The 20,588-nt window shown below is 41.1% G+C and carries 17 protein-coding genes; 8 read left to right on the top strand and 9 right to left on the bottom strand.

Annotated features, from left to right (window positions below; genetic code table 11):
* Positions 1-9 precede the first annotated feature (9 nt).
* The 7 genes from DFQ12_RS17075 to DFQ12_RS17105 all read left to right on the top strand — a co-directional run bounded on the left by DFQ12_RS17075 (position 10) and on the right by DFQ12_RS17105 (position 6,713).
* Positions 10-1,188 (top strand): THUMP domain-containing class I SAM-dependent RNA methyltransferase, encoded by a 1,179-nt coding sequence (locus DFQ12_RS17075; RefSeq protein WP_120260544.1) that lies wholly within the window; start codon positions 10-12, stop codon positions 1,186-1,188.
* The gene (locus DFQ12_RS17080; protein WP_120260265.1) at positions 1,181-1,828 is read left to right on the top strand and encodes an HD domain-containing protein; all 648 of its coding nucleotides are present in this window, start codon (positions 1,181-1,183) and stop codon (positions 1,826-1,828) included. The genes DFQ12_RS17075 and DFQ12_RS17080 overlap by 8 nt, the downstream gene beginning before the upstream one ends.
* Positions 1,829-1,938: 110 nt before the next feature.
* Positions 1,939-2,706, top strand: coding sequence for a glycerophosphodiester phosphodiesterase (locus DFQ12_RS17085; RefSeq protein ID WP_244211772.1), 768 nt, complete (start codon positions 1,939-1,941; stop codon positions 2,704-2,706).
* Between the two features lie 79 nt (positions 2,707-2,785).
* Positions 2,786-3,622 (top strand): endonuclease/exonuclease/phosphatase family protein, encoded by an 837-nt coding sequence (locus tag DFQ12_RS17090; RefSeq protein WP_120260266.1) that lies wholly within the window; start codon positions 2,786-2,788, stop codon positions 3,620-3,622.
* Between the two features lie 244 nt (positions 3,623-3,866).
* A complete protein-coding gene (locus DFQ12_RS17095; RefSeq protein WP_120260267.1) occupies positions 3,867-4,697 on the top strand; it encodes a DUF4197 domain-containing protein in 831 nt (276 codons plus the stop codon).
* 162 nt (positions 4,698-4,859) lie between these two features.
* Positions 4,860-6,122, top strand: a complete 1,263-nt coding sequence (pepT, locus tag DFQ12_RS17100; protein ID WP_120260268.1) for a peptidase T — start codon at positions 4,860-4,862, stop codon at positions 6,120-6,122.
* Between the two features lie 27 nt (positions 6,123-6,149).
* Positions 6,150-6,713 carry a nitroreductase family protein gene (locus DFQ12_RS17105; protein ID WP_120260269.1) on the top strand — a complete coding sequence of 188 codons (564 nt, stop codon included), beginning with the start codon at positions 6,150-6,152 and terminating at the stop codon, positions 6,711-6,713.
* 57 nt (positions 6,714-6,770) lie between these two features.
* Here DFQ12_RS17105 and DFQ12_RS17110 read toward each other — a convergent pair whose 3' ends face one another.
* From DFQ12_RS17110 to DFQ12_RS17150, 9 genes are all read right to left on the bottom strand, one after another.
* The gene (locus DFQ12_RS17110; protein WP_147420437.1) at positions 6,771-7,478 is read right to left on the bottom strand and encodes an energy transducer TonB; all 708 of its coding nucleotides are present in this window, start codon (positions 7,476-7,478) and stop codon (positions 6,771-6,773) included.
* Positions 7,468-8,016 carry an RNA polymerase sigma factor gene (locus DFQ12_RS17115; protein ID WP_120260271.1) on the bottom strand — a complete coding sequence of 183 codons (549 nt, stop codon included), beginning with the start codon at positions 8,014-8,016 and terminating at the stop codon, positions 7,468-7,470. Before DFQ12_RS17115 ends, DFQ12_RS17110 begins: the two co-directional genes overlap by 11 nt.
* A gap of 179 nt (positions 8,017-8,195) precedes the next feature.
* Positions 8,196-10,793, bottom strand: a complete 2,598-nt coding sequence (locus tag DFQ12_RS17120) for a TonB-dependent receptor (RefSeq protein ID WP_120260272.1) — start codon at positions 10,791-10,793, stop codon at positions 8,196-8,198.
* 707 nt (positions 10,794-11,500) lie between these two features.
* Positions 11,501-12,757 (bottom strand): YeiH family protein, encoded by a 1,257-nt coding sequence (locus tag DFQ12_RS17125; protein ID WP_120260273.1) that lies wholly within the window; start codon positions 12,755-12,757, stop codon positions 11,501-11,503.
* A 121-nt stretch (positions 12,758-12,878) separates the two neighbouring features.
* On the bottom strand, positions 12,879-14,660 hold the full coding sequence (locus DFQ12_RS17130) for an acyl-CoA dehydrogenase family protein (protein WP_120260274.1): 1,782 nt from the start codon (positions 14,658-14,660) through the stop codon (positions 12,879-12,881).
* Between the two features lie 133 nt (positions 14,661-14,793).
* The gene (locus DFQ12_RS17135) at positions 14,794-15,969 is read right to left on the bottom strand and encodes an acetyl-CoA C-acyltransferase (protein ID WP_120260275.1); all 1,176 of its coding nucleotides are present in this window, start codon (positions 15,967-15,969) and stop codon (positions 14,794-14,796) included.
* Between the two features lie 54 nt (positions 15,970-16,023).
* Positions 16,024-16,383: a four helix bundle protein gene (locus DFQ12_RS17140; protein ID WP_120260276.1), complete on the bottom strand. Its 360-nt coding sequence runs from the start codon at positions 16,381-16,383 to the stop codon at positions 16,024-16,026.
* 38 nt (positions 16,384-16,421) lie between these two features.
* Positions 16,422-18,851, bottom strand: coding sequence for a 3-hydroxyacyl-CoA dehydrogenase/enoyl-CoA hydratase family protein (locus DFQ12_RS17145; protein WP_120260277.1), 2,430 nt, complete (start codon positions 18,849-18,851; stop codon positions 16,422-16,424).
* Positions 18,852-18,891: 40 nt separating this feature from the next.
* Entirely contained in the window at positions 18,892-19,332 is a 441-nt protein-coding gene (locus tag DFQ12_RS17150) for a MarR family winged helix-turn-helix transcriptional regulator (RefSeq protein ID WP_120260278.1), read from the bottom strand.
* 278 nt (positions 19,333-19,610) lie between these two features.
* Here DFQ12_RS17150 and DFQ12_RS17155 point away from each other — a divergent pair, with 278 nt between their 5' ends.
* Positions 19,611-20,573 (top strand): isopenicillin N synthase family dioxygenase, encoded by a 963-nt coding sequence (locus tag DFQ12_RS17155; RefSeq protein ID WP_120260279.1) that lies wholly within the window; start codon positions 19,611-19,613, stop codon positions 20,571-20,573.
* The last annotated feature ends 15 nt before the right edge of the window (positions 20,574-20,588 follow it).

The following is a 20,588-nucleotide window of genomic DNA, read 5'->3' on the forward strand; positions in this document are numbered from 1 at the left end:
CAAAATATGATGGAAGTTTTCAACACCCCCAATAAAGTTATCATTACGTGCAATAAACGCTTATCGCCGTATTTGCAACAGGAAGTTAAAGAGTTAGGTTTTGACATCGTCAGAGCATTTCCTACTGGAGTCGAATTGAAAGTCAGCGTAAATGATACGATCAAGCTCAATCTGAACTTGCGTACTGCCTCGCAGATTCTATATTCGTTAAAGGAATTTTCAGCGAACAATCCTACTGAGCTCTACGAAGAGCTGAGCACGATTGCTTGGGAAGAGCTTATTCAATTCGATGGTTATTTCTCTGTGAGTTCCAATGTGGACAATGAAACAATTAGTACGCCTTTATTTGCGAATGTCAAAGTGAAAGATGCGATTGTAGATCGTATTAAAGATAAAAAAGGTATGCGTCCGAATTCTGGTCCGGAAAACAACAAAGCTGTCGTTCACCTCTACTGGAAGGATGACCGTGCTGAAATTTTCATTGATACCTCTGGAGAAACGCTGGCCAAGCATGGTTACCGTAAGATTCCGGGCAAGGCACCCATGCTGGAAGCCTTAGCAGCCTCAACAATTATTGCTTCAAAATGGGATGGCGAATCCGCTTTTGTCAATCCGATGTGCGGATCGGGAACATTGGCCATCGAAGCGGCATTGATTGCAACCAATAGAAAACCGGGACTACTGCGTATGAATTATTCATTCATGCATTTCATCGGTTATGATGAAACAGTTTTCTTTCAGGAACGCCGGCTGTTAAAAGATCAGATTAATAAAAAAGCAGCTCCTCAAATTATTGCTACGGATATCTCCGAAGAAGCGATCAACGTTTCCAAGATGAACGCCCGCACCGCAGGGGTAGAACAATTAATTTCATTTGAAGTATGCGATTTTGCGGAAACGCACGTTCCTAAAGAAGGAGGTGTCATCTTATTCAATCCAGAATATGGTGAACGTTTAGGTACGCATACCAAGTTGGAGATTACCTACAAACGTATGGGTGATTTTATGAAACAGGAGTGCAAAGGTTATAGAGGCTATATATTTACCGGTAATCCGGATCTCGCAAAGAAAATTGGACTCCGTGCGTCCAGACGTATAGAATTTTATAACGGTAAATTAGATTGTAGATTATTAGAATACGAATTATACGAGGGTACTCGCGAAAAAACAAAAGTATTGTATGAATAACATTATTGAACGCACAGTCGCATTTGTGCAAGATCGTTTGAAATTTGCAGAAGCAGGCCATGATTGGTCGCATATTCAACGCGTATGGAACAATACGAAGTTAATTTTAGAAGATGAAGAAGCTGATGTCATGGTCTGCGAATTAGCAGCGCTCCTGCATGACATTGCGGACAGCAAATTCCATGACGGTGACGAAACAATTGGCCCTCGCGTTGCTGGAGAGTTTTTGGCAAGTCTAGAAATTTCTCCTGAAATCATTGACCATGTCAAAAAAATCATCTTTAACATGTCTTTCAAAGCAAGTTTGGGTGAAGTTTCTTTTCATTCCAAAGAGATGGAAATTGTACAGGATGCCGATCGTTTGGACGCCATCGGTGCAATAGGTATTGCGCGTGCATTTAGTTTCGGGGGGAATAAAGGCCGGGAAATGTACAACCCCAACATTCCGGTACAGGAGTATAAAGACAAAGAAGCTTACAAACATTCTGAAGCTCCGACAATCAATCACTTCTATGAGAAGCTGCTTTTGTTGAAAGATAAAATGAATACACAGGCCGCAAAAAGAATTGCGGCACACCGTCACCAATATATGCTTGGATTCTTGGATGAGTTCATGGCAGAATGGAATGGTAAAAAATAAATTACAGTTAACAATAACTACATATAAAAGTGGTACTTTAGATCTTGTGAATCAGGATAAAAAGTACCACTTTTTTTATGCTGTAAAAATCAGCTTTCAAACTAACACATATGAAAAAACACATTTTTAGCTGTCTGACGTTGGCTATGGTCATTTCATCGGCAACACTATTTGCACAGACCAAAGCAATTGCACATCGTGGCGTATGGAAAAACAGTCACCTCCCTCAAAATTCCATTGCCTCTTTAAAAGCCGCACATGACCTTAAACTCTTTGGATCTGAGTTTGATGTACACCTCACCAAAGACAACATTCTTGTCGTCAACCACGACAATGATTTCTATGGGATTGATATCGCAACAGCAACATACACAGAACTCTTAGCAAAAAAACATCCGAATGGGGAATCTATCCCAACATTGGAAGAGTATATCAAAGCAGGGAAAAAGTTAAAGGGCTTACGTCTGATCCTGGAGTTAAAAACCAGCAAATTGGGTGTAGAACGGACGCTAGAGGCAGCAACAAAGTCTGTTGAAATGGTAAAAAATCTGAAAGCAGAGAAAATAACAGATTATATTGCATTCAGTTTTGAGGCTTGTCAAAAGATTCATGAGCTTGCTCCAAAAGCGAATATCCAATACCTAAATGGGGATAAATCGCCTGCTGATGTGAATGCCGCAGGAATTAATGGCCTAGACTACCATTTTTCGGTCTTCAAAAAGAATGCAAACTGGCTGCAGGAAGCCCATCAATTGGGTATGAAAGTGAATGCCTGGACAGTCAATACGGAAGAAGAAATGAGCAATCTAATTGGACAAAAGATCGACTTCATCACAACAGATGAACCAGAATTGTTGCTTCAGGTATTGAAAAAATAAAGGTTATCCCCGAAATCAACATCAACAAAACAAACTGAAGATCAACAAAATACTACAACTGAAGAACAAATTAATACAGATGAAAAAATACTTTATTCTTGCAGCAGCATTATGCTTATCGTATATCTCCTATGCACAAGACTTTATTGCAGCTACATACAATATTAGACAAAGAAATACGGTAGACACCGGTAATATGTGGGTTGACCGCAAAGTGCCTTTGACCAACCTGATTAAATATCATGGTTTTGATATATTCGGTGTTCAGGAAGCTTTTCATGATCAGGTTCAGGATCTAAAAACGCTACTTCCGGGATTCGATTATGTCGGTGTGGGACGTGATGACGGTGCACAGGAAGGTGAGCACTCGGCAATTTATTACAACACCAATCGGTTCAAAGCCATAAAAAGCGGCACATTTTGGCTTTCTGCAACAGATACCGAACATCCGAACAAAGGTTGGGACGCGGCCTTACCACGTATCTGTACCTGGGGAATTTTTGAAGACAAAGCCAATAAAAAGCGTTTTATCTTTATGAATACCCATTTTGACCATATCGGACGTACAGCCCGCACGGAAAGTGCAAAATTGATCCTGGCCAAAGCAAAAGAATTTGCGAAGGATCTTCCGCTGATCTTAACGGGTGATTTCAATGTAGACGAAAAAGATGAAGCCTATTTTACACTTGCCAAAAGCAATGTAGTCACAGATGTACATGAAGTATCTCCGCTTAAATATGAACCCAACTCTTCTTTCAATGGTTGGGGAAAAAGCCTAAGAGCTTCTGGCCGTATCGACCATATCTTTATCACCAAACCTTTTCAGGTGAAGAAATATGGTATTTTGACAGACACTTACCTGAGTAAGTTTCCTTCTGACCACTTCCCTGTTGTAACAACACTTTCGTGGAAATAGCTCGTATAAGATAAAAAAAGCAATTTTATTATATAACAGATAAACCGCCCCTTTTTGGGGCGTTTTATTGTTAGACCTTTTCCCTTCCGACAAAGACTGCTGTGACAATGCGCAACTTTCGCTACATTAAGGTTGTGGCTTATCTGCTACGGATACGGACAATCTAATGGAAAGAATAGCCGACAATTTAAACTTTTACAAAAATTAACGGTCGATATCCTTAATTTTGACAGCAAAACATATCATGATGAAATTTCCATTACTATATTGTACCCTATTTGTTTCGGGGCTTTTGTTCTCCAACAACAGTGAAGCGCAAATCTTTAAAAAGATCAACGATGCGTTGAATAAAGCAAATCAGAGTCAAACTGACAGCACCAAAAAGACGAATTCGTCAACTGCGAGCTCTTCAACAACTGGTTCGAACAAGTCGTCGAACCCCTTGACTTCATTATCAAATAAAGATGCTTCATTGGGCATCAAACAAGCTCTAAGCAATGGTCTTAACCTGAGTATTGAGTCTTTAGCAAAGAAAGATGGCTTCTTAGGTGATGCAGCGGTAAAGATTTTAATGCCTGCGGAGGCCCAAAAAGTAGAAAAAACACTTCGTGCAGTCGGCATGGGCAAGCTTTGTGATCAATTTATTCAAAGCATGAACAGAGCCGCTGAGGGTGCAGTAAAAGAAGCCGCTCCGGTATTCGTAAATGCATTGTCTAAAATGACCATCACTGATGCGACCAATATTCTGTTGGGTAGCAAGCAAGATGCCGCAACAACATTTTTCAAAACAAATACATCAGCCGAATTAACGAACAAGTTTAGTCCGGTCATTCAATCTGCTATGGGTGTAAATAATGTTGACCAATATTGGACACAGCTGACCAGCGCCTATAATAACCTGCCACTAGGCAATAAGGTGGAAACAAATCTGACTGCCTATGTTACGCAAAAGGCCATAGATGGCTTGTTTATCAAAGTAGCTGATCAGGAATCGAAAATCAGAAACAATATCGGCGGAAGCAGAAATACAAATATCTTGCAGAAAGTATTTGGCTACGCCGACGACAAAAAATAAGCTAAACCTAGGGTTAGCCCCAAAAAAAGATAAAAGAGGTTAGCGAAATATTACCTCTAGTAAACAAGACTTGTCAGTTTATTGACAAGTCTTGTTTGTTTTTGGCCGAAGCCCGTTAGAATTTGTAAATTTGGTCACCCTTATCACATTAAGGCTATTAAAATGAGTACATTTGAGATTAATAACATAAGTGACTTTTCAGTTTCGGAAAGATTTCAACGCTACGTACAGATTGACACACAATCTGATGTAAATTCACCGACATGTCCGTCTACCGAAAAACAGAAAAATCTGGGTAAATTATTGGTAGAAGAACTCTTATCATTGGGTATTTCGGATGCCGCTATGGATGAAAATGGTTACATCTATGCGACCATCCCTTCCAATACGTCCAAGAATGTTCCAGTTATCTGTTTCTGCTCGCATATGGACACTTCTCCGGATTCTTCGGGCAAAGATGTAAAGCCATTGGTACACCGTAATTACCAAGGACAAGATTTGGTACTTCCGGATGATAATAGCATTGTGATCAAATATGCAGAACATCCCGATTTAGCCAATCAAATCGGCAACGATGTAATCACGGCCAGCGGAACAACACTCTTAGGAGCAGACGATAAGGCTGGTATCGCTGAAATAATGGATGCTGCACGCCTATTGATGAAGCACCCAGAGATTAAACATGGGGATATTAAGATTTTATTCACACCAGACGAAGAAATCGGTCGAGGGGTTGATAAAGCAGACTTAAAGCGTCTGGCAGCAGACTTTGCCTACACCATGGATGGTGAAAAAGCCGGCACAATCGAGGATGAGACATTCTCGGCAGATGGAGCAACTTTAACAATCCATGGCGTCTCTGTACACCCTGGTTTTGCAAAAGGAAAAATGCAAAGTGCAATTAAAATCGCAAGTGCCGTCATTGATGCATTACCGAAAGACAGACTTTCCCCAGAAAGCACTAATAAAAAAGACGGTTTTGTGCACCCCGTGAATATCAGTGGGTCGGTTGAAAAAGCTGAGATTCAATTTATCATCCGTGATCATGCAACAGCTAATCTAAAAAAACACGAAGATGAACTGGAAGCAATAGCAAAATCTGTTGTTGAGCGCTATCCAAATTGTACCTATACATTCACTGTAAAAGAGCAATACCGCAACATGAAAGAGGTCCTTGATCAGTATCCAGAAATTATGGAAATTGGAATGGAAGCTATTACAAGAGCAGGTATGGTCGCAGAAAGAAGAAGTATCCGTGGTGGTACCGATGGATCACGCCTATCATTTATGGGGCTTCCATGTCCTAATATTTTTGCGGGTGGACATGCATTTCATGGAAAGCAGGAATGGGTGTCAGCACAAGATATGGAAAAAGCGGTCAAAACAATTTTGCATGTTGTATCTTTATGGGAAGAAAAAGCATAAGTACATTCTAAAATCAACATATTTTTAATGAAAAACGACGTTTTAAAAGCAATACACTACAGAAGATCGGTATTTCAAGCTTCTTTTACCGAAGAAGAAGTAAGCAAAGAGGATATCCTTAGCATCTTAGAAGCAGCTAATGCTGCTCCAACACATAAACGGACACAGCCTTGGCGTTTTGTGATCTTCCGTAAAGAAGGACTTCAACGCTTGGGTACTGAATTATCGCGTATCTATAAATCGGTTACACCGGCAGAGAAATATACGGAAGCGACAGAGATCACTATGGGCAAGAAAGCAACACAATCAAATGTTGCCATTGCACTTATCGTCAATTATACGGGTGAAGTTCCTGAATGGGAAGAATTAGCCTGTACTGCTGCTGCTGTAGAAAATATGTGGCTCGCTGCACATTCGTTGAATATTGGTGGTTACTGGGCAACACCGGGTTTAATCAATCATTTGGGCGGTTTCCTTAATCTAGAAGAGAACCAAAAATGTATCGGCCTATTTTACCTAGGACATCATGAATCAGATGCGCGCGAGCCTGTACGCACACCTATCGAAGAAAAAATTCGCTGGGAAGAATAAGGTACTGCAACATACGATAAAACTAACAAGGGCTCGAATAATTCGGGCCCTTACTAGTTATTTCTTTTCTATCCCAAAACAATGTGGTGGTTTGATGATATTCGACTGGGCAGAATTCTTCATCTCTTTCAGCGGAAAAGTGATTTTCAAGCGGCCTTTCGTTCCCTGCCATTTCCCCCCCGACTGAAGAAGCCGTATAGCTTCGTCGACAAGCGCTTGCTCGGGTGTTCCTTCCGCGTGGATCTGGTCAGGCAATCCATCCTTTCCGATTGTGAAATTAACAATAATCTCCCCTCCTTTTCCACCATCCCTCACCTGATTGTTTAAATATTGTTCAAAGGCTTTCCATCCACCGACCGGAGCAGCATCACCACCATCCAACAGAGGCTCGATCGCCACAAGGTTCTCTGGTTCACTCAGCGTGACATCTGTCGTCCGCTCGGCCTTACCATTGAAATGTTTAAAATATAGAAGCGCTAATAAAACGACAAACAAAACCCCAGCCGCTGCGCCAATGGCTAAACGTTGCCAAGTAAAATATTGTGCATGTCTTGTCGCTATGGTATTTTCAATCCGACGGCTAAGTCGCTGCTGCAGCAAACTTAATTGCTTTGCATCAACGCCATTCTGCAATCGATATCCATCTATGGCATCCTGTAAAAAGGGATCTTCCAATGCTTCTTTTTCCAGTTGAAACATTTCCTCCCTGCTCATTAGGCCATGGATGTAATTATGAATTCGCGATAATTGATAATTATTTTCCATTTTCTTTCCTTTCCATACAGATTTTCAGATTGCGTTTTCCATTCTGGATGGCACTCTTGACTTTATTCAAATCATACCCTGTTAAATCTGCGATATCTTTATAGCACTTTTGTTCCAAATAAAACAAACGTACACATTCTTTTTGCTCTTCATTTAAAGCCTGCATACAACCTTCTAATTTTTCAAAATCCCGCTCTTCCCATTTTGCCTCTTCACTGGTATTGAGTTTTTGTTCGCTTTCAAACAAATTATCTTCAATATCCACCTGTGTCGTCCGTTTATCTTTGCGTAATTGCATTAAACAATAGTTCTTACTATATACGTGCAACCAGCTTTTAAAATTATCAACCTCGTAATGACGCAGTTTCGGAATCAGTTCTTCAAAGATCTGCATAACGGCATCCTGGCTACGATCGGGATCTTGCAAATACTTGAAGCACACACCATAAAGCAAGGACATATAAGGCGAATATAATTTCCCCAGCGCAGACAGGTCTCCTGTTGTTTTATAATGTTGTAATAGCTCTTTTTCGTTCATGCGCAAATCTTTCACCTTAATGATGAATTAAGATACGGTTTTCCATAAATAAAGCAAGTAGAGCTTGCAAATTATCATCGATAAAATTTCTATCAACACAATCTCTCTTTTCGGACACAAAAAAACCGTCTCTAAATAAATCAGAGACAGCTAATGAAAATATGTTATGAATTACGGTCCTAATTTCCCTGTTTCCAATTGTACCGGAGCGTTACGCCGTAGGTTCTCGGATCAGCTACGACTCCAGCGTATTGGCCATAACTGCCCGGAGCTGCGAGCAATTGCTCATAGTAATCTTTATTTGTCAAATTTCTGCTCCATACAAAAACTGAAACGCCATTCGACCCCCTAAAGCCCAAACGTGCATTCAGCAAAGTATAAGCATCTATATTCAAATACTGTGATGGAGATGAGCTTGAAGAAAATTTGGAGCGATGGAAAAGATCTGCTCCCAAGAAGTAGGAGCCATTGATACCGATCAGTTTGCCGCTCTGATTAACTTCTCCACCCAAAGACCAAGACCATTTGGATACACCTGGAAGCACTCCACCCGAAATATCTTTGAAAGCCTGCGGCCCACCAACTTCTTCCAGCGGAACTGGTGCATTTGTAAATTTCACGTATTTTGCATCTGTATAGGCCAGGGCACCATTCAGCCGCAGAAAGTGACCAATATTAATATTACCGTCGAGCTCCACCCCTTTGACACGTACTTTCTCAGCATTGGCCAAGTAACCCCGATTTACTCCGGGTTCAGGCGTTTGTACCTGGGTTTGATAATCTTTGATATCAGTCTGGTAAACGGATAAGTTAAGGATCGAGTTGCGTGTTGGATTTGTTTTCACACCCAACTCTTTGTGGCGAACCGCTTCTGGCTTTACTTCAGCTAGATCTAGCAGCACAGCACCATTTGCTGTTGGCAATCCGCCAACATTGATTCCAATTGGCTTATAGCTGATGGAATAAGTAGCATAAGCATTGATCTTCGGATTGAAACGATATTTCGCAGAAAGTTGTCCCGAGAAATTATCCGCATCCGCATTTATATCAAAAGTTTGGTTGGTATAGACCCCATTTTTGAGTGCCAACAGCGCCGGATCGGATGTCTGTAGCCCACCATAGGTCTGTCTATCATAGTTTGCTTTCTTTTTGTCGTAGTTATAGCGCAGCCCTGGTAAGATATGAAGTTTGGAGGTCACCTCCCAATCAATCTGTGTATAAGCGGCTAAACTTGTGCTTTTGATTCCATAGACAGTCTTAATCCCGAAGTTGTCAAATAACCCCGGAGTCTCCCATAAGGCGCTCGTTGAACTTTTCTGAAAACGCCAGAATGCGGATCCCGTCTCCTCTGTATGCACAGGATCGGTACCAAGATCCTGCCAAAGGCCAAATAAGCCTACTACACCACTTACTTTCTCACTGATTTTGCCCGAATACCTAAATTCTTGCGACCATTGATTATGCACTGAATTGCCTGCGGAAACCGTATAGACAGGAAGGCCTAGATAATCCCGGTCATTGAGTGGCACCCAAGTCCATTTTCGCCAAGCGGAAGTAGACGTCAATGTTCCTTCTCCAATTTTGATGTCCGCATTCAGCGCTACACCGCCCAATTTATTATCAGCTTTGGATTGTGTATCGAGATCAATCTTACGTTCAAATGCACTTTTATAAGGTAACTCATAACCTAGATCTTTGATAATAGCATCAAATTGTCGGTAATCCGCACGTTGGGTTTTGACCACACCTGCGACTGCCCAACCATATCCATCGGGCTTTTGGGAAGAGACATCTCCTGAGAGTACCAATTTGATATTCTCAGTTGGTGTAAACAGCAATTGTCCTCTAAATCCGAGGTTATTGATATCATTGATTTTTCGATTGGTATGGACGTTAAACAGATTACCATCCCGTTGTGTACCCGAAAAGGAAGCCCGAGCAGCTAGATTCTTAGCCAGCGGTCCGGAAATGGATGTCTTTGCCTGAATAAATCCCTGATTGCCATAACTAACTTCAACATTAGCCTCAGGTGTAAATTGGGGCAGCCGTGAAGTAATATTAAAGGCGCCAGCGGTGGTGTTTTTACCAAAGAGTGTACCCTGTGGCCCCCGTAATACTTCGATCTGATCAATATCAATAAAATCCAACCAAGTTGCTGCTGGCCTCGCGATGTAAACACCGTCCAGATAGAATCCGACACCTGGGTCGATACCGTCATTGGTAAGGCCGTAAGTTGAACCAAGTCCACGGATATTCAATGTCGTGTTACGTGCATTTGAAGAATACAGTTGTACCGTCGGGACAAGTTCTTTCAGCCGGTTGACGTTAAAGGCCCCAGCATCTTCCAATGCCGCTCCACGGATAATAGAAACGGGAATCGGTACATCCTGCAATTGCTCCTTTCGTCTACGGGCAGTCACAACTACTTGGTCTAAGGCTTCCAATCGGGGTGTCAGTTCGATCACAGTAGGCGATTGGTCCACGACAATCCGTCGTGTTTGATACCCTACAATGGATACAATAAGTGAAAAAGGTAGTTTTTGTCCGGTAACAAATTGAAATACGCCTTTACTATCGGTCTTCACCTGGTGAGTAACGGCTTCAATTTGAACAGTTACACCTTGCAGAGGCTCTTTTGTAACCGCATCAACCACAGTACCTGTTAATGAAGCATTTATAATGGGTTTAGGATTTTCTACCTGCGCATAAGTCTGATAAGAACCAGCCAAAAGCAAGCTAAAAATGACGCTAATTCGAAAAATAGCATTTTTTTTCATAAATTTATTCAGTTTAATAGTGAAAATAAACAAGTGCCAACGCCAATAGAACTTGTTTCATTGTTAAAACTTTGTTTAAAAAGGGAAGCCTCGGCTTCCCTTTTCTAATATAAGAGAGTGTAAGAGAGAAATTTTAACAACACATTCGTTTTTCACTATTTCTTAGGGTAGTAAAAACCACTTCTAATGAAGTAATCTGTAAGCTTGTTTTCAAAAAGTAATCTTTTTTCATTCTTTCCATAATTAAGTATGCTCATTTTTTGCCAGTCCTCATGACTCACTGTAAATCAGGACGACAGTACAAATATAGAAATATTTTTTAAAAGACTACTAATTTGATAGATTTTATAAATATTTTTTCTAAAAACACAATTAAACACTAACTAACAGATACTTACATCATAAAAAGGAGATTTTATACATTATATTTTTTGTATAAACCATTCAGATCTATTCCCATTCATGAGATTTCCCCTTAGGTTTAGCTTTGCTTTTTCATGTGCGACCAACATTGTCTTACCCGATAACCTAAACACTTTAGTAAGAAAAAATTACATCTTCTATTTTCTTGGAGGTCATTTGGCTGGGCTATTCCTAGATTCAGAAAATGAAAAAGGGTAGAACAAAAAAGTCCGCCAAGGATGGCAGACTTTTTTTTAAATGTTATTTAGCTCCGAAAGTATTCGGCCCATATATTTATCTATAAGCTATCGGAACAGCACCAATGCGATCAACAAAGTCACTACGACGTTAAAGGTCTGCGCAATCAAAAATGCATAAAGGGGTTTCTTATTATCTTGTACAAAAAGGTCTTTGAAATTTGTTTCCAGACCGATCGAAGTAAATGCCAAGGTAAACCAGAGTCCCTGCAGGTTTTTCAGACTACCTTTGACGACATCTATTTTTTCAGGAGAAATTACAAAGGAAAATAATAGCGATGCAAATACAAACCCAAGCACAAATTTAGGAAAGCGTTCCCAGATAATCTTTAACGTCGGTTTATCCCGCTTTGTTTCGTCATCCACAGATTTTGCATAGGTCCAATAAATACTGATCGCAAATGCTGCTAGTCCCAACAATACGTTTTGCGAGAATTTGACAATTGTACTGATCTTTAAAGCTTCCTCTCCAACAAGGGACCCTGAAGCAACAACAGCTCCTGTTGTATCGATACTACCTCCTAGCCATGCGCCGGTCACTTCTTGCGACAAGCCCATCCATTCAGCCATATAGGGCATAAAAATCATCATTGGAATTGCAGTGATCAACACCAAAGAAATCACATAAGAGAGTTTTTTACTATCACCTTTAATGGCTCCGGAAGTAGCGATAGCCGCTGAAACACCACAAATAGAAACTGCACTGGACAACATCAGGGACATCTCCTTGTCTATTTTCAATTTTTTACAGAGCCAAAAAGCGAAATACCATACTGACAACACAACTGCCAAAGCTTGGATAAGCCCTAAAGAGCCCGCCTTAAGGATATCCCCAAAGATAACGGTGGTACCCAATAGGATTAATCCGATCTTGACATACAATTCAGTACTCAAGGCTTCTTTAAACCAAGCAGGCAGCTTAAAACAATTGCTAATGACCAAACCTATAATCAAACTAAAAATAACAGCCTCGAGATTATATTCTTTCACTGTCGAATTACCCGCTAATATGAGCGCGAATACAGTCAAAATAAACACTACAGGAAATACGACCAGTAGATATTTAACAGATTTACCGAGCAAAAATGCCCCCAAAATACCTGTCACAAAGACAAAGATAAACTGCTGGAAAATCTTGTTGAGGTTGGCCGAATCAAAAATTGTGGAGGTCAATTCGGAAGAGTTACTCCAGGAAAAATTAGGTACAGGTGCAAAAATACCCGAAAGTGCTAAAAAAATGGTAGCGAGTCCCAAAACGACGACTACCCAGTCTTCTGTAAGTGCAAATGATCTTGACGATGCCATATAACGGTTAGTATTAAAAAGCTAAATTTAATATAATTGCTGCTACTTTTCGTTATTGTAACACAAAAATGGCCGAAGATTTCTCTCCGGCCACACAACCAAAACCAATAATCATTATCAATCAAAAACAATATTTATTTTCTTCTATTAATTTTTTGGCAATCCGCTGACGTGCATCTTTGATATTAAATGGCTGCGCTTTGGTGAACCTACGTAATCCAACGAGCATCATATTCAATTCATCGCCTTCACCAAAGGAATACAGGGCTTCTTTACCCGCAGCGTTTATTTTATCGATCGCACCATAGAGATAGATCTTCGCCATATCTGTCGCGTACTCGGCCTTTCCAGAACCAGTATGGACAAGCTTTTCCGCACGTAACAGTACAGATTCCGCGATGTATACGTAACCGATAATATCTGCGATATTCATCAGGATCTCTTCTTCTTTTGAAAGCGACATCATCAGCTTTTGAACGGCGGCTCCAGCAATGAGTAAGCCTGCTTTTTTGAGGTTAGCGACAATTTTCTTCTCTGCTGCGAATGGCGCATCATCTTCTTCTCCGAAGTCAGGAATAGCCAACAGTTCACTTGCTACTGCCTGCGCTGGCCCCATCAGATCCAGCTCACCTTTCATTGCACGTTTTAACAACATATCTACAACAAGCAGTCTATTCACCTCATTGGTACCCTCGAAGATCCGGTTGATACGTGAATCGCGATAAGCACGCTCCATCGGTGCATCGGCTGAATAACCCATTCCACCATAGATCTGCACACCTTCATCCACCACATAATCTAACATCTCTGAACACCATACTTTGATAATGGCGCACTCGATCGCAAATTGTTCAACGGATTTCAATTTGGCTTTTGCTTCATCCATACCACCCGCAATCAATGCATCATAGGCATCATCAATATTTTGACCCGCACGATAGGATGCTGATTCCACAGCAAATAAACGTGTCGCCATTTCAGCCAGTTTGTATCGAATAGCACCAAACTTAGAAATCGGCAGGTTAAACTGCACACGTTCATTGGCATATTGAACCGCATGATTGATCACCATACGAGCTGAACCATTTGTCGCAGCCCCCAACTTGATCCGTCCAATATTCAAGATATTTACGGCAATCTTAAATCCATTTTCCCGCTCGGATAGCATGTTTTCAACCGGAACAGCGCAATCATTAAAGAAAATTTGGCGTGTAGAGGATCCCTTGATGCCCAATTTATGTTCTTCGGGGTTCATCGTGATCCCACCAAAATCTTTTTCGACAATAAATGCTGTCAAGTTCTTGTCATCATCGATTTTTGCAAATACAATAAAGATATCTGCAAATCCACCATTGGTAATCCACATTTTTTGGCCGTTGATCAGATAATGGGTTCCTTCAGCATTTAGTTTTGCGGAAGTGCGGCCAGAATTGGCATCCGATCCCGCATTTGGTTCTGTCAGACAATAGGAAGCCTTCCATTCGCCTGTCGCGAGCTTGGGAATATATTTCGCTTTCTGCTCCGCATTACCATAATAAAGGATAGGCAAAGTACCAATACCCGTATGTGCAGACAAGGCGACGGCAAAAGAAAAACCTCCACCCACGGCCTCCGCTACGAGCATCGAGGTGTTGAAGTTCTTGCCAAACCCACCATACTCTTCTGGAATCGACACCCCAAGCATTCCCAGTTCACCCGCTTTATCCATCAAGCTAGGCATCAAGCCCTCTTCCTGTGCGTCAATACGATCAAGCTTATTTAGCACTTCTGTATCTAAGAAATCCAAACAGGTCTGACGAATCATTTTAGCTTCTTCATCAAACTCCTCTGGGATAAAAATAGCTGTATAGGGAGTCTCTCTAATAACGAACTCACCGCCTTTGATTGCTTTATTTTCGCTCATTGTTTTTTAGATTTGAGGTGCAAGCCCTGAGTTGGCTTTTGGCCACCCAGGTTTACACAATATTTTGAATATTTTTACTCGCTATGAGACTAGCAAATAAAATGGTTTATACTGTTATTTTTAGTGTTCGAACTTAGTCCAATAGTTCAAAGATACCGGCCGCTCCTTGACCAGTTCCCACACACATGGTCACCATACCATATTTTTTGCCACGACGTTTCAATTCATGCAAAACCTGCACGGTCAACTTCGCTCCTGTACAGCCTAGGGGATGCCCCAAGGCTATCGCCCCGCCATTGACATTGACTTTTTCCTCATCAAGTCCCAACTCACGAATAACAGCCAAAGACTGAGAAGCGAAAGCTTCATTTAATTCAAATAAATCAATATCTTCTTTTTTAAGCCCAGCCCGCTCCAAAGCTTTTGGTATCGCATAGATTGGTCCAATTCCCATGATCCGTGGCGGCACCCCTGCAACAGCAAAACTGACCAACTTGGCAATGGGTTTAACCCCCAACTCTTTCACTTTTGCCTCTGACATGACCAATACAAATGCCGCACCATCCGAGGTCTGGGAGGAGTTTCCTGCTGTCACTGAACCATTGGCTGCGAAGACAGGTCTCAACTTACCCAGAGCTTCCAAGGATGTGTCTGCACGAGGCCCTTCATCGGTATCTACAACATATTCTCGTGTCGTGATCTTCCCGTCTTTCAGATAGTTCTCTTTGACTGTGATCGGCACAATACCATCTTTAAGATGACCATTTTGAATAGCTGCTATTGCTTTTTGATTGGATTTAAGTGCAAAGGCATCTTGATCTTCACGGGAAACATTGTAGTCTTTCGCTACAGCCTCCGCAGTCAGCCCCATACCCCAATACCAATCGGGATGCTCTTTGGCCACCTCAGGATTGGGAACAATCTTCCAACCTCCGAAAGGCATTCCGGACATCACTTCAACACCTCCTGCGATAATGACATCAGCCATCCCCGTTTTAATCTTTGCAACCGCGGTAGCGATGGTCTCCAATCCAGAGGCACAATACCGATTGACAGTGACGCCAGGCACCTTATCTGTATCTAACCCCATCAGGGAAATAAAACGTGCCATGTTCAACCCCTGTTCTGCCTCAGGCATTGCATTGCCCACAATGACATCATCTATATCTTCTTTATTTAAATTCGGCACAGTGGACACAAGATGTTTAATCACATCTGATGCTAAATCATCAGCCCGCATAAAGCGAAATCCTCCTCGAGGCGCTTTACCTACTGCTGTACGAAATCCTGCTACTATGTATGCTTCCATTATTTGAGTATTAAGATGTGAGATTGGAGATATGAGATTTGAGATATTCCAATGTCACATATTAGTTTTTAAATTTTTAAGAAATCCAAAAATCATCTTTTGAATCTCATCTATATGAGAACACAATTGTTCTACTTTCTCCTTACTTATTAAACCCAGGTTATGAGCTATAATTAGCTGAGTCTGCAACTCGAAAGAAGATCCATTTGCAATACCGAGAAAATGAACAAATTCATTTTTCGAATTTCTTCCTGCTCCTTCAGCAATATTAGATGCAATAGACACAACCGAACGCTTAATTTGAGATGTAAGCCCATATTTTTCATCCATTGGAAAATCTATCACAGCTTTATATACCGCTGTGGATAATTCTATTGCTCTTTGCCAAACTTTCAATTCTTTCAATGCATGCATAATCTCTTATCTCAAATCTAATAGCTCACATCTACAATCTAATTACGTAAAGGCTTTCCTTTCGTCAACATGTACTGGATCCTTTCAAGTGTTTTACGCTCAGCACAAAGTTCGAGGAAGGTTTTGCGTTCAAGATCCAACAAGTACTGCTCGGAGACTTCTGTTGGCGATGACAGATTGCCACCACACATCACCCAACCTAGTTTTTCCGATATTTTGCGATCATAGTCAGAGATATAATTTCCTTCACGCATGGATGATGCACCTACATATACAATCCCTAAACCTTGATTACCCAACACTTTGATATCGTTTCGTGGTGCAGGCTGAACGTAACCGTCATCCGCCAACTCCAATGCCTTTGCCTTTGCATCGGCAAGTAGGCGCGCACGGTTCATCGTGATCGCAAACTTATCTTTTTGTAGATACCCCAGTTCGTAGGCCTCGTAAGCAGAAGTCGAAACTTTCGCCTGGCCAATGGTCAGGAATTTGTCCTTTAAGGTATTTTGAACGATTTGGTCATCTTTAAATTCTTCGGAAGCACGCAATGCAAATTCCTTAGTTCCGCCGCCACCAGGGATAACACCTACCCCCAGTTCCACTAAGCCCATATAGGTTTCGGCGTGAGCCTGCACAAAATCGGCATGCATCGAAAATTCACATCCACCACCCAAGGTCATCTGAAATGGTGCTACGACAACCGGAATGGATGAATAACGCAAGCGCATTGAAGTATTTTGAAAGGCTCGAACAGCCATATTTAACTCATCAAAATCCTGCTCCACAGCCATCATGAAAATCATTCCGATATTGGCTCCAGCAGAGAAATTTTTCCCGTCATTGGAAACCACAAGTCCACGATATTCCTTTTCCGCAAGATCTATTGCCTTATTCAATCCCTGAATCACATCGCCACCGATCGTGTTCATTTTGGTATGGAACTCACAATTGATAATTCCATCACCGAGATCAATAATTGAAACACCAGTATTTTTCCAGATTGTTTTGCTTTCACGTATATGATCTAATACAATCAAATCCTCTGTTCCAGGAATAGCTTTATAGGATTTGGATGCAATATCATAATAATGGCGAACGCCATTTTCTATCTTATAGAAAGATTCATGTCCCGCATCCAACATTTCATGCACCCAGGATGCTACCTCACCATCCTGGCCCGGCAACCGTTTCTCTTCAGCCTTAATCTTAGCCAAGGTCTCACGCACACCTAAAGCATCCCATACTTCAAATGGCCCGAGTTCCCAGCCAAAGCCAGCACGCATTGCATCGTCAATACGGAAGAAATCATCTGTAATCTCAGGAACACGGCGTGAAACGTATTCAAACAATGGATAGTGCATGGCACGGAAAAGTTCCGCAGCCTTGTCTGTCCCTTGTTCATAGACTTTCATCCGCTTACGAATATCTTCAACTGGCTTAGTAGCCTCTAAAGTTGTTGACTTAACTTTTTGTTGTGAGCCAAATGTTAATGTTTTAAGATTTAGGGAAAGAATTTCAGAATTACCATCAGCGGCTTTTACCTTTTCGTAAAATCCTTTTTTTGTTTTTTCACCCAACCACTTATTTTCAACCATCTTACTGATAAAGGCAGGAAGCTGGAAGACACCTTTGGCTTCGTCTTCAGGCGCATTCTGTGCCAGCCCATTGGCTACATTCACCAAGGTATCAAGACCTACAACATCCGCAGTACGGAAAGTTGCTGATTTAGGATGTCCCATCGCGGGGCCTGTATATTTATCCACTTCCTCCACTGTCAAACCCAAAGGTTCGACCAGATGAGTCACTGCCAACATCGAATAAACGCCAATCCGGTTACCGATAAATGCTGGGGTATCTTTACATAGAACTACTGTCTTCCCTAACATCTTATCGCCAAAATGAAGAACGAAATCGACAACCTCTCGCTTGGTATGCGGCGTCGGAATTACCTCCAATAAAGGCAGATAACGCGGCGGGTTGAAGAAGTGTGTTCCACAAAAATGATCTTTAAAATCTTCACTACGTCCCTCTGTCATGAGATGAATAGGAATACCAGAAGTATTGGAAGTAATCAATGTACCTGGTTTACGGAACTGTTCTACTCGGTCAAAAACAGATTTTTTAATATCCAAGCGCTCCACAACCACTTCAATGATCCAGTCCACTTGTGCGATATCTTGGAGGTTATCATCAAAATTTCCTGTTTTGATACGTTTTACAAATGATTTGCTGTAAATTGGTGAAGGATTTGTCTTTAAGGCAGTCTCTAACGAACTGTTGACAATCCGATCCCGAACGGCCTTACTCTCTAACGTTAGACCCTTAGCTTGTTCTGCTGGCAACAGTTCGCGGGGAACAATATCCAACAGCAAAACCTCGACACCAATGTTAGCAAAATGACAAGCAATTCGCGAGCCCATAACACCCGAACCGAGAACTGCCACTTTTCTAATATTTCTGTTCATCATAACATATTTATCATGCACATCTGTACATTTGGTTTAACTTCTATACGATTACTTCTTCCTTATAACTGGTCGCCAGCTCATTGAGCTTAGCCAAAGAAGCAATCAATTGATCACGTTCATTTTCCGAAAAATTATCAGCGAGGTACTGATTAAAGTTGCGTACGACATCCTTGGCTATCCTTCTTTTCTCCCGACCCAAATCTGTCAGATACACCTTTACAGAGCGTTTATCCGTTTCGCTGGTCTCCCTGTAAATGAACCCTAAGGATTCTAAGTTATTTAACACCCGGGACAGACTCGTTGTTTTGACCCCCGTCAAATTCGCAATCTGAGAAACAGGAGTACCCTCTTTATGGATATTGATTAAAATATAACCAGCAGCCTGGGTAAAGCCATATTGCGAAGCAATTTGATTATATTTATTGGCAATCGTTTGCCAACCTGTTTTTAAAAAATAGTCGATTGTCTGATTTTGGTCCATAGCGTAATCACAAGCGATTTATTATTATGCTTGCATAACAAATATAATAGTTAAGAATTAGAATAACAAGCTAGAAAATGTAATTTTTATGAATTATAGTCCAGTACCTTCCAAGAAGTGTATTTCTTGCATTTTTATGACCAAAACCCCATTGTGGAAAACTTTTAACAACTGAAACACAGATAAATAAAGTAAAACATAAAACTTTTATTAACAATCGATGTGTAATATTCAAAATTAATTGCGTTAAATTTGTCCTAAACAAACATCAACTTCGTATGGCTTTAGTAAACATACCTCGCTTGGACTTGTTGCATTACACACAAGGAACCCAAGAACAACGAAATCAATTCATTCAGGATATTGGCAAGGCTTTTAATGAGACAGGCTTTGTAACGATTGCAAACCATGGTTTATCAAAAGAATTAATTGAGGAATTATATCAGGTCGTTCCAGAATTCTTTGGTTTGCCTACTGAAACAAAAGAAAAGTATGAATTTCCTGAACTTGCGGGTCAACGTGGATATACTGCTAAGGGAAGAGAAAAAGCGAAAGATGCTAAAACACCAGATCTAAAAGAATTTTGGCAACGTGGTCAAACTATCGTTGGTGAAGAATATTCAAAAGCTGACTTTCCAGACAATCCTCAAGTGGAAGAAATACCGCGCTTTAATGGCGTAACGGCTGAAGTTTATAAAAAACTAGAAGACACAGGTCGCGAACTGCTAAAAGCTATTGCCACTTACTTAGATCTTGAAGAAAGTTATTTTGAGAAATTTGTGATCAATGGTAACTCAATTTTGCGTGCAATCCATTATTTTCCAATTGCAGATCCAGACGCATTAGCTCCTGATGCAGTACGTGCAGGTGCTCATGAAGACATCAATTTGATTACACTATTAATTGGTGCTAGCGCCGATGGACTAGAAGTCTTAACAAAAGATGGTGAATGGTTCCCGATCAAAGCGAAGGGCGAAGATATTGTCATCAACGTGGGAGATATGTTGCAGCGTTTGACCAACAACAAACTGAAGTCAACAACTCACCGTGTAGTCAATCCTCCGCGTGAAAAAATGGGTACTTCCCGCTTTTCGATTCCTTTCTTTTTACATCCAAAATCTTCTATGAGCTTAGCTTCGTTGGACTCTTGCATTGACGCAGCTCATCCAAAGGCCTATGAAGACTATACCGCAGGTGAATATCTGGATGAAAGATTGAGAGAGATCGGTTTAAAAATGTAAAACAAAATTCATCTT

The organism is Sphingobacterium detergens (genome assembly GCF_003610355.1).
GTDB lineage: Bacteria > Bacteroidota > Bacteroidia > Sphingobacteriales > Sphingobacteriaceae > Sphingobacterium > Sphingobacterium detergens.

Bases quoted from the DNA above. Each gene is read 5' to 3' on its own strand.
- DFQ12_RS17075 (WP_120260544.1), top strand. From the start codon at position 10: ATGGAAGTTTTCAACACCCCCAATAAAGTTATCATTACGTGCAATAAA.
- DFQ12_RS17080 (WP_120260265.1), top strand. From the start codon at position 1,181: ATGAATAACATTATTGAACGCACAGTCGCATTTGTGCAAGATCGTTTG.
- DFQ12_RS17085 (WP_244211772.1), top strand. From the start codon at position 1,939: ATGAAAAAACACATTTTTAGCTGTCTGACGTTGGCTATGGTCATTTCA.
- DFQ12_RS17090 (WP_120260266.1), top strand. From the start codon at position 2,786: ATGAAAAAATACTTTATTCTTGCAGCAGCATTATGCTTATCGTATATC.
- DFQ12_RS17095 (WP_120260267.1), top strand. From the start codon at position 3,867: ATGATGAAATTTCCATTACTATATTGTACCCTATTTGTTTCGGGGCTT.
- pepT (WP_120260268.1), top strand. From the start codon at position 4,860: ATGAGTACATTTGAGATTAATAACATAAGTGACTTTTCAGTTTCGGAA.
- DFQ12_RS17105 (WP_120260269.1), top strand. From the start codon at position 6,150: ATGAAAAACGACGTTTTAAAAGCAATACACTACAGAAGATCGGTATTT.
- DFQ12_RS17110 (WP_147420437.1), bottom strand. From the start codon at position 7,478: ATGGAAAATAATTATCAATTATCGCGAATTCATAATTACATCCATGGC.
- DFQ12_RS17115 (WP_120260271.1), bottom strand. From the start codon at position 8,016: ATGAACGAAAAAGAGCTATTACAACATTATAAAACAACAGGAGACCTG.
- DFQ12_RS17120 (WP_120260272.1), bottom strand. From the start codon at position 10,793: ATGAAAAAAAATGCTATTTTTCGAATTAGCGTCATTTTTAGCTTGCTT.
- DFQ12_RS17125 (WP_120260273.1), bottom strand. From the start codon at position 12,757: ATGGCATCGTCAAGATCATTTGCACTTACAGAAGACTGGGTAGTCGTC.
- DFQ12_RS17130 (WP_120260274.1), bottom strand. From the start codon at position 14,660: ATGAGCGAAAATAAAGCAATCAAAGGCGGTGAGTTCGTTATTAGAGAG.
- DFQ12_RS17135 (WP_120260275.1), bottom strand. From the start codon at position 15,969: ATGGAAGCATACATAGTAGCAGGATTTCGTACAGCAGTAGGTAAAGCG.
- DFQ12_RS17140 (WP_120260276.1), bottom strand. From the start codon at position 16,383: ATGCATGCATTGAAAGAATTGAAAGTTTGGCAAAGAGCAATAGAATTA.
- DFQ12_RS17145 (WP_120260277.1), bottom strand. From the start codon at position 18,851: ATGATGAACAGAAATATTAGAAAAGTGGCAGTTCTCGGTTCGGGTGTT.
- DFQ12_RS17150 (WP_120260278.1), bottom strand. From the start codon at position 19,332: ATGGACCAAAATCAGACAATCGACTATTTTTTAAAAACAGGTTGGCAA.
- DFQ12_RS17155 (WP_120260279.1), top strand. From the start codon at position 19,611: ATGGCTTTAGTAAACATACCTCGCTTGGACTTGTTGCATTACACACAA.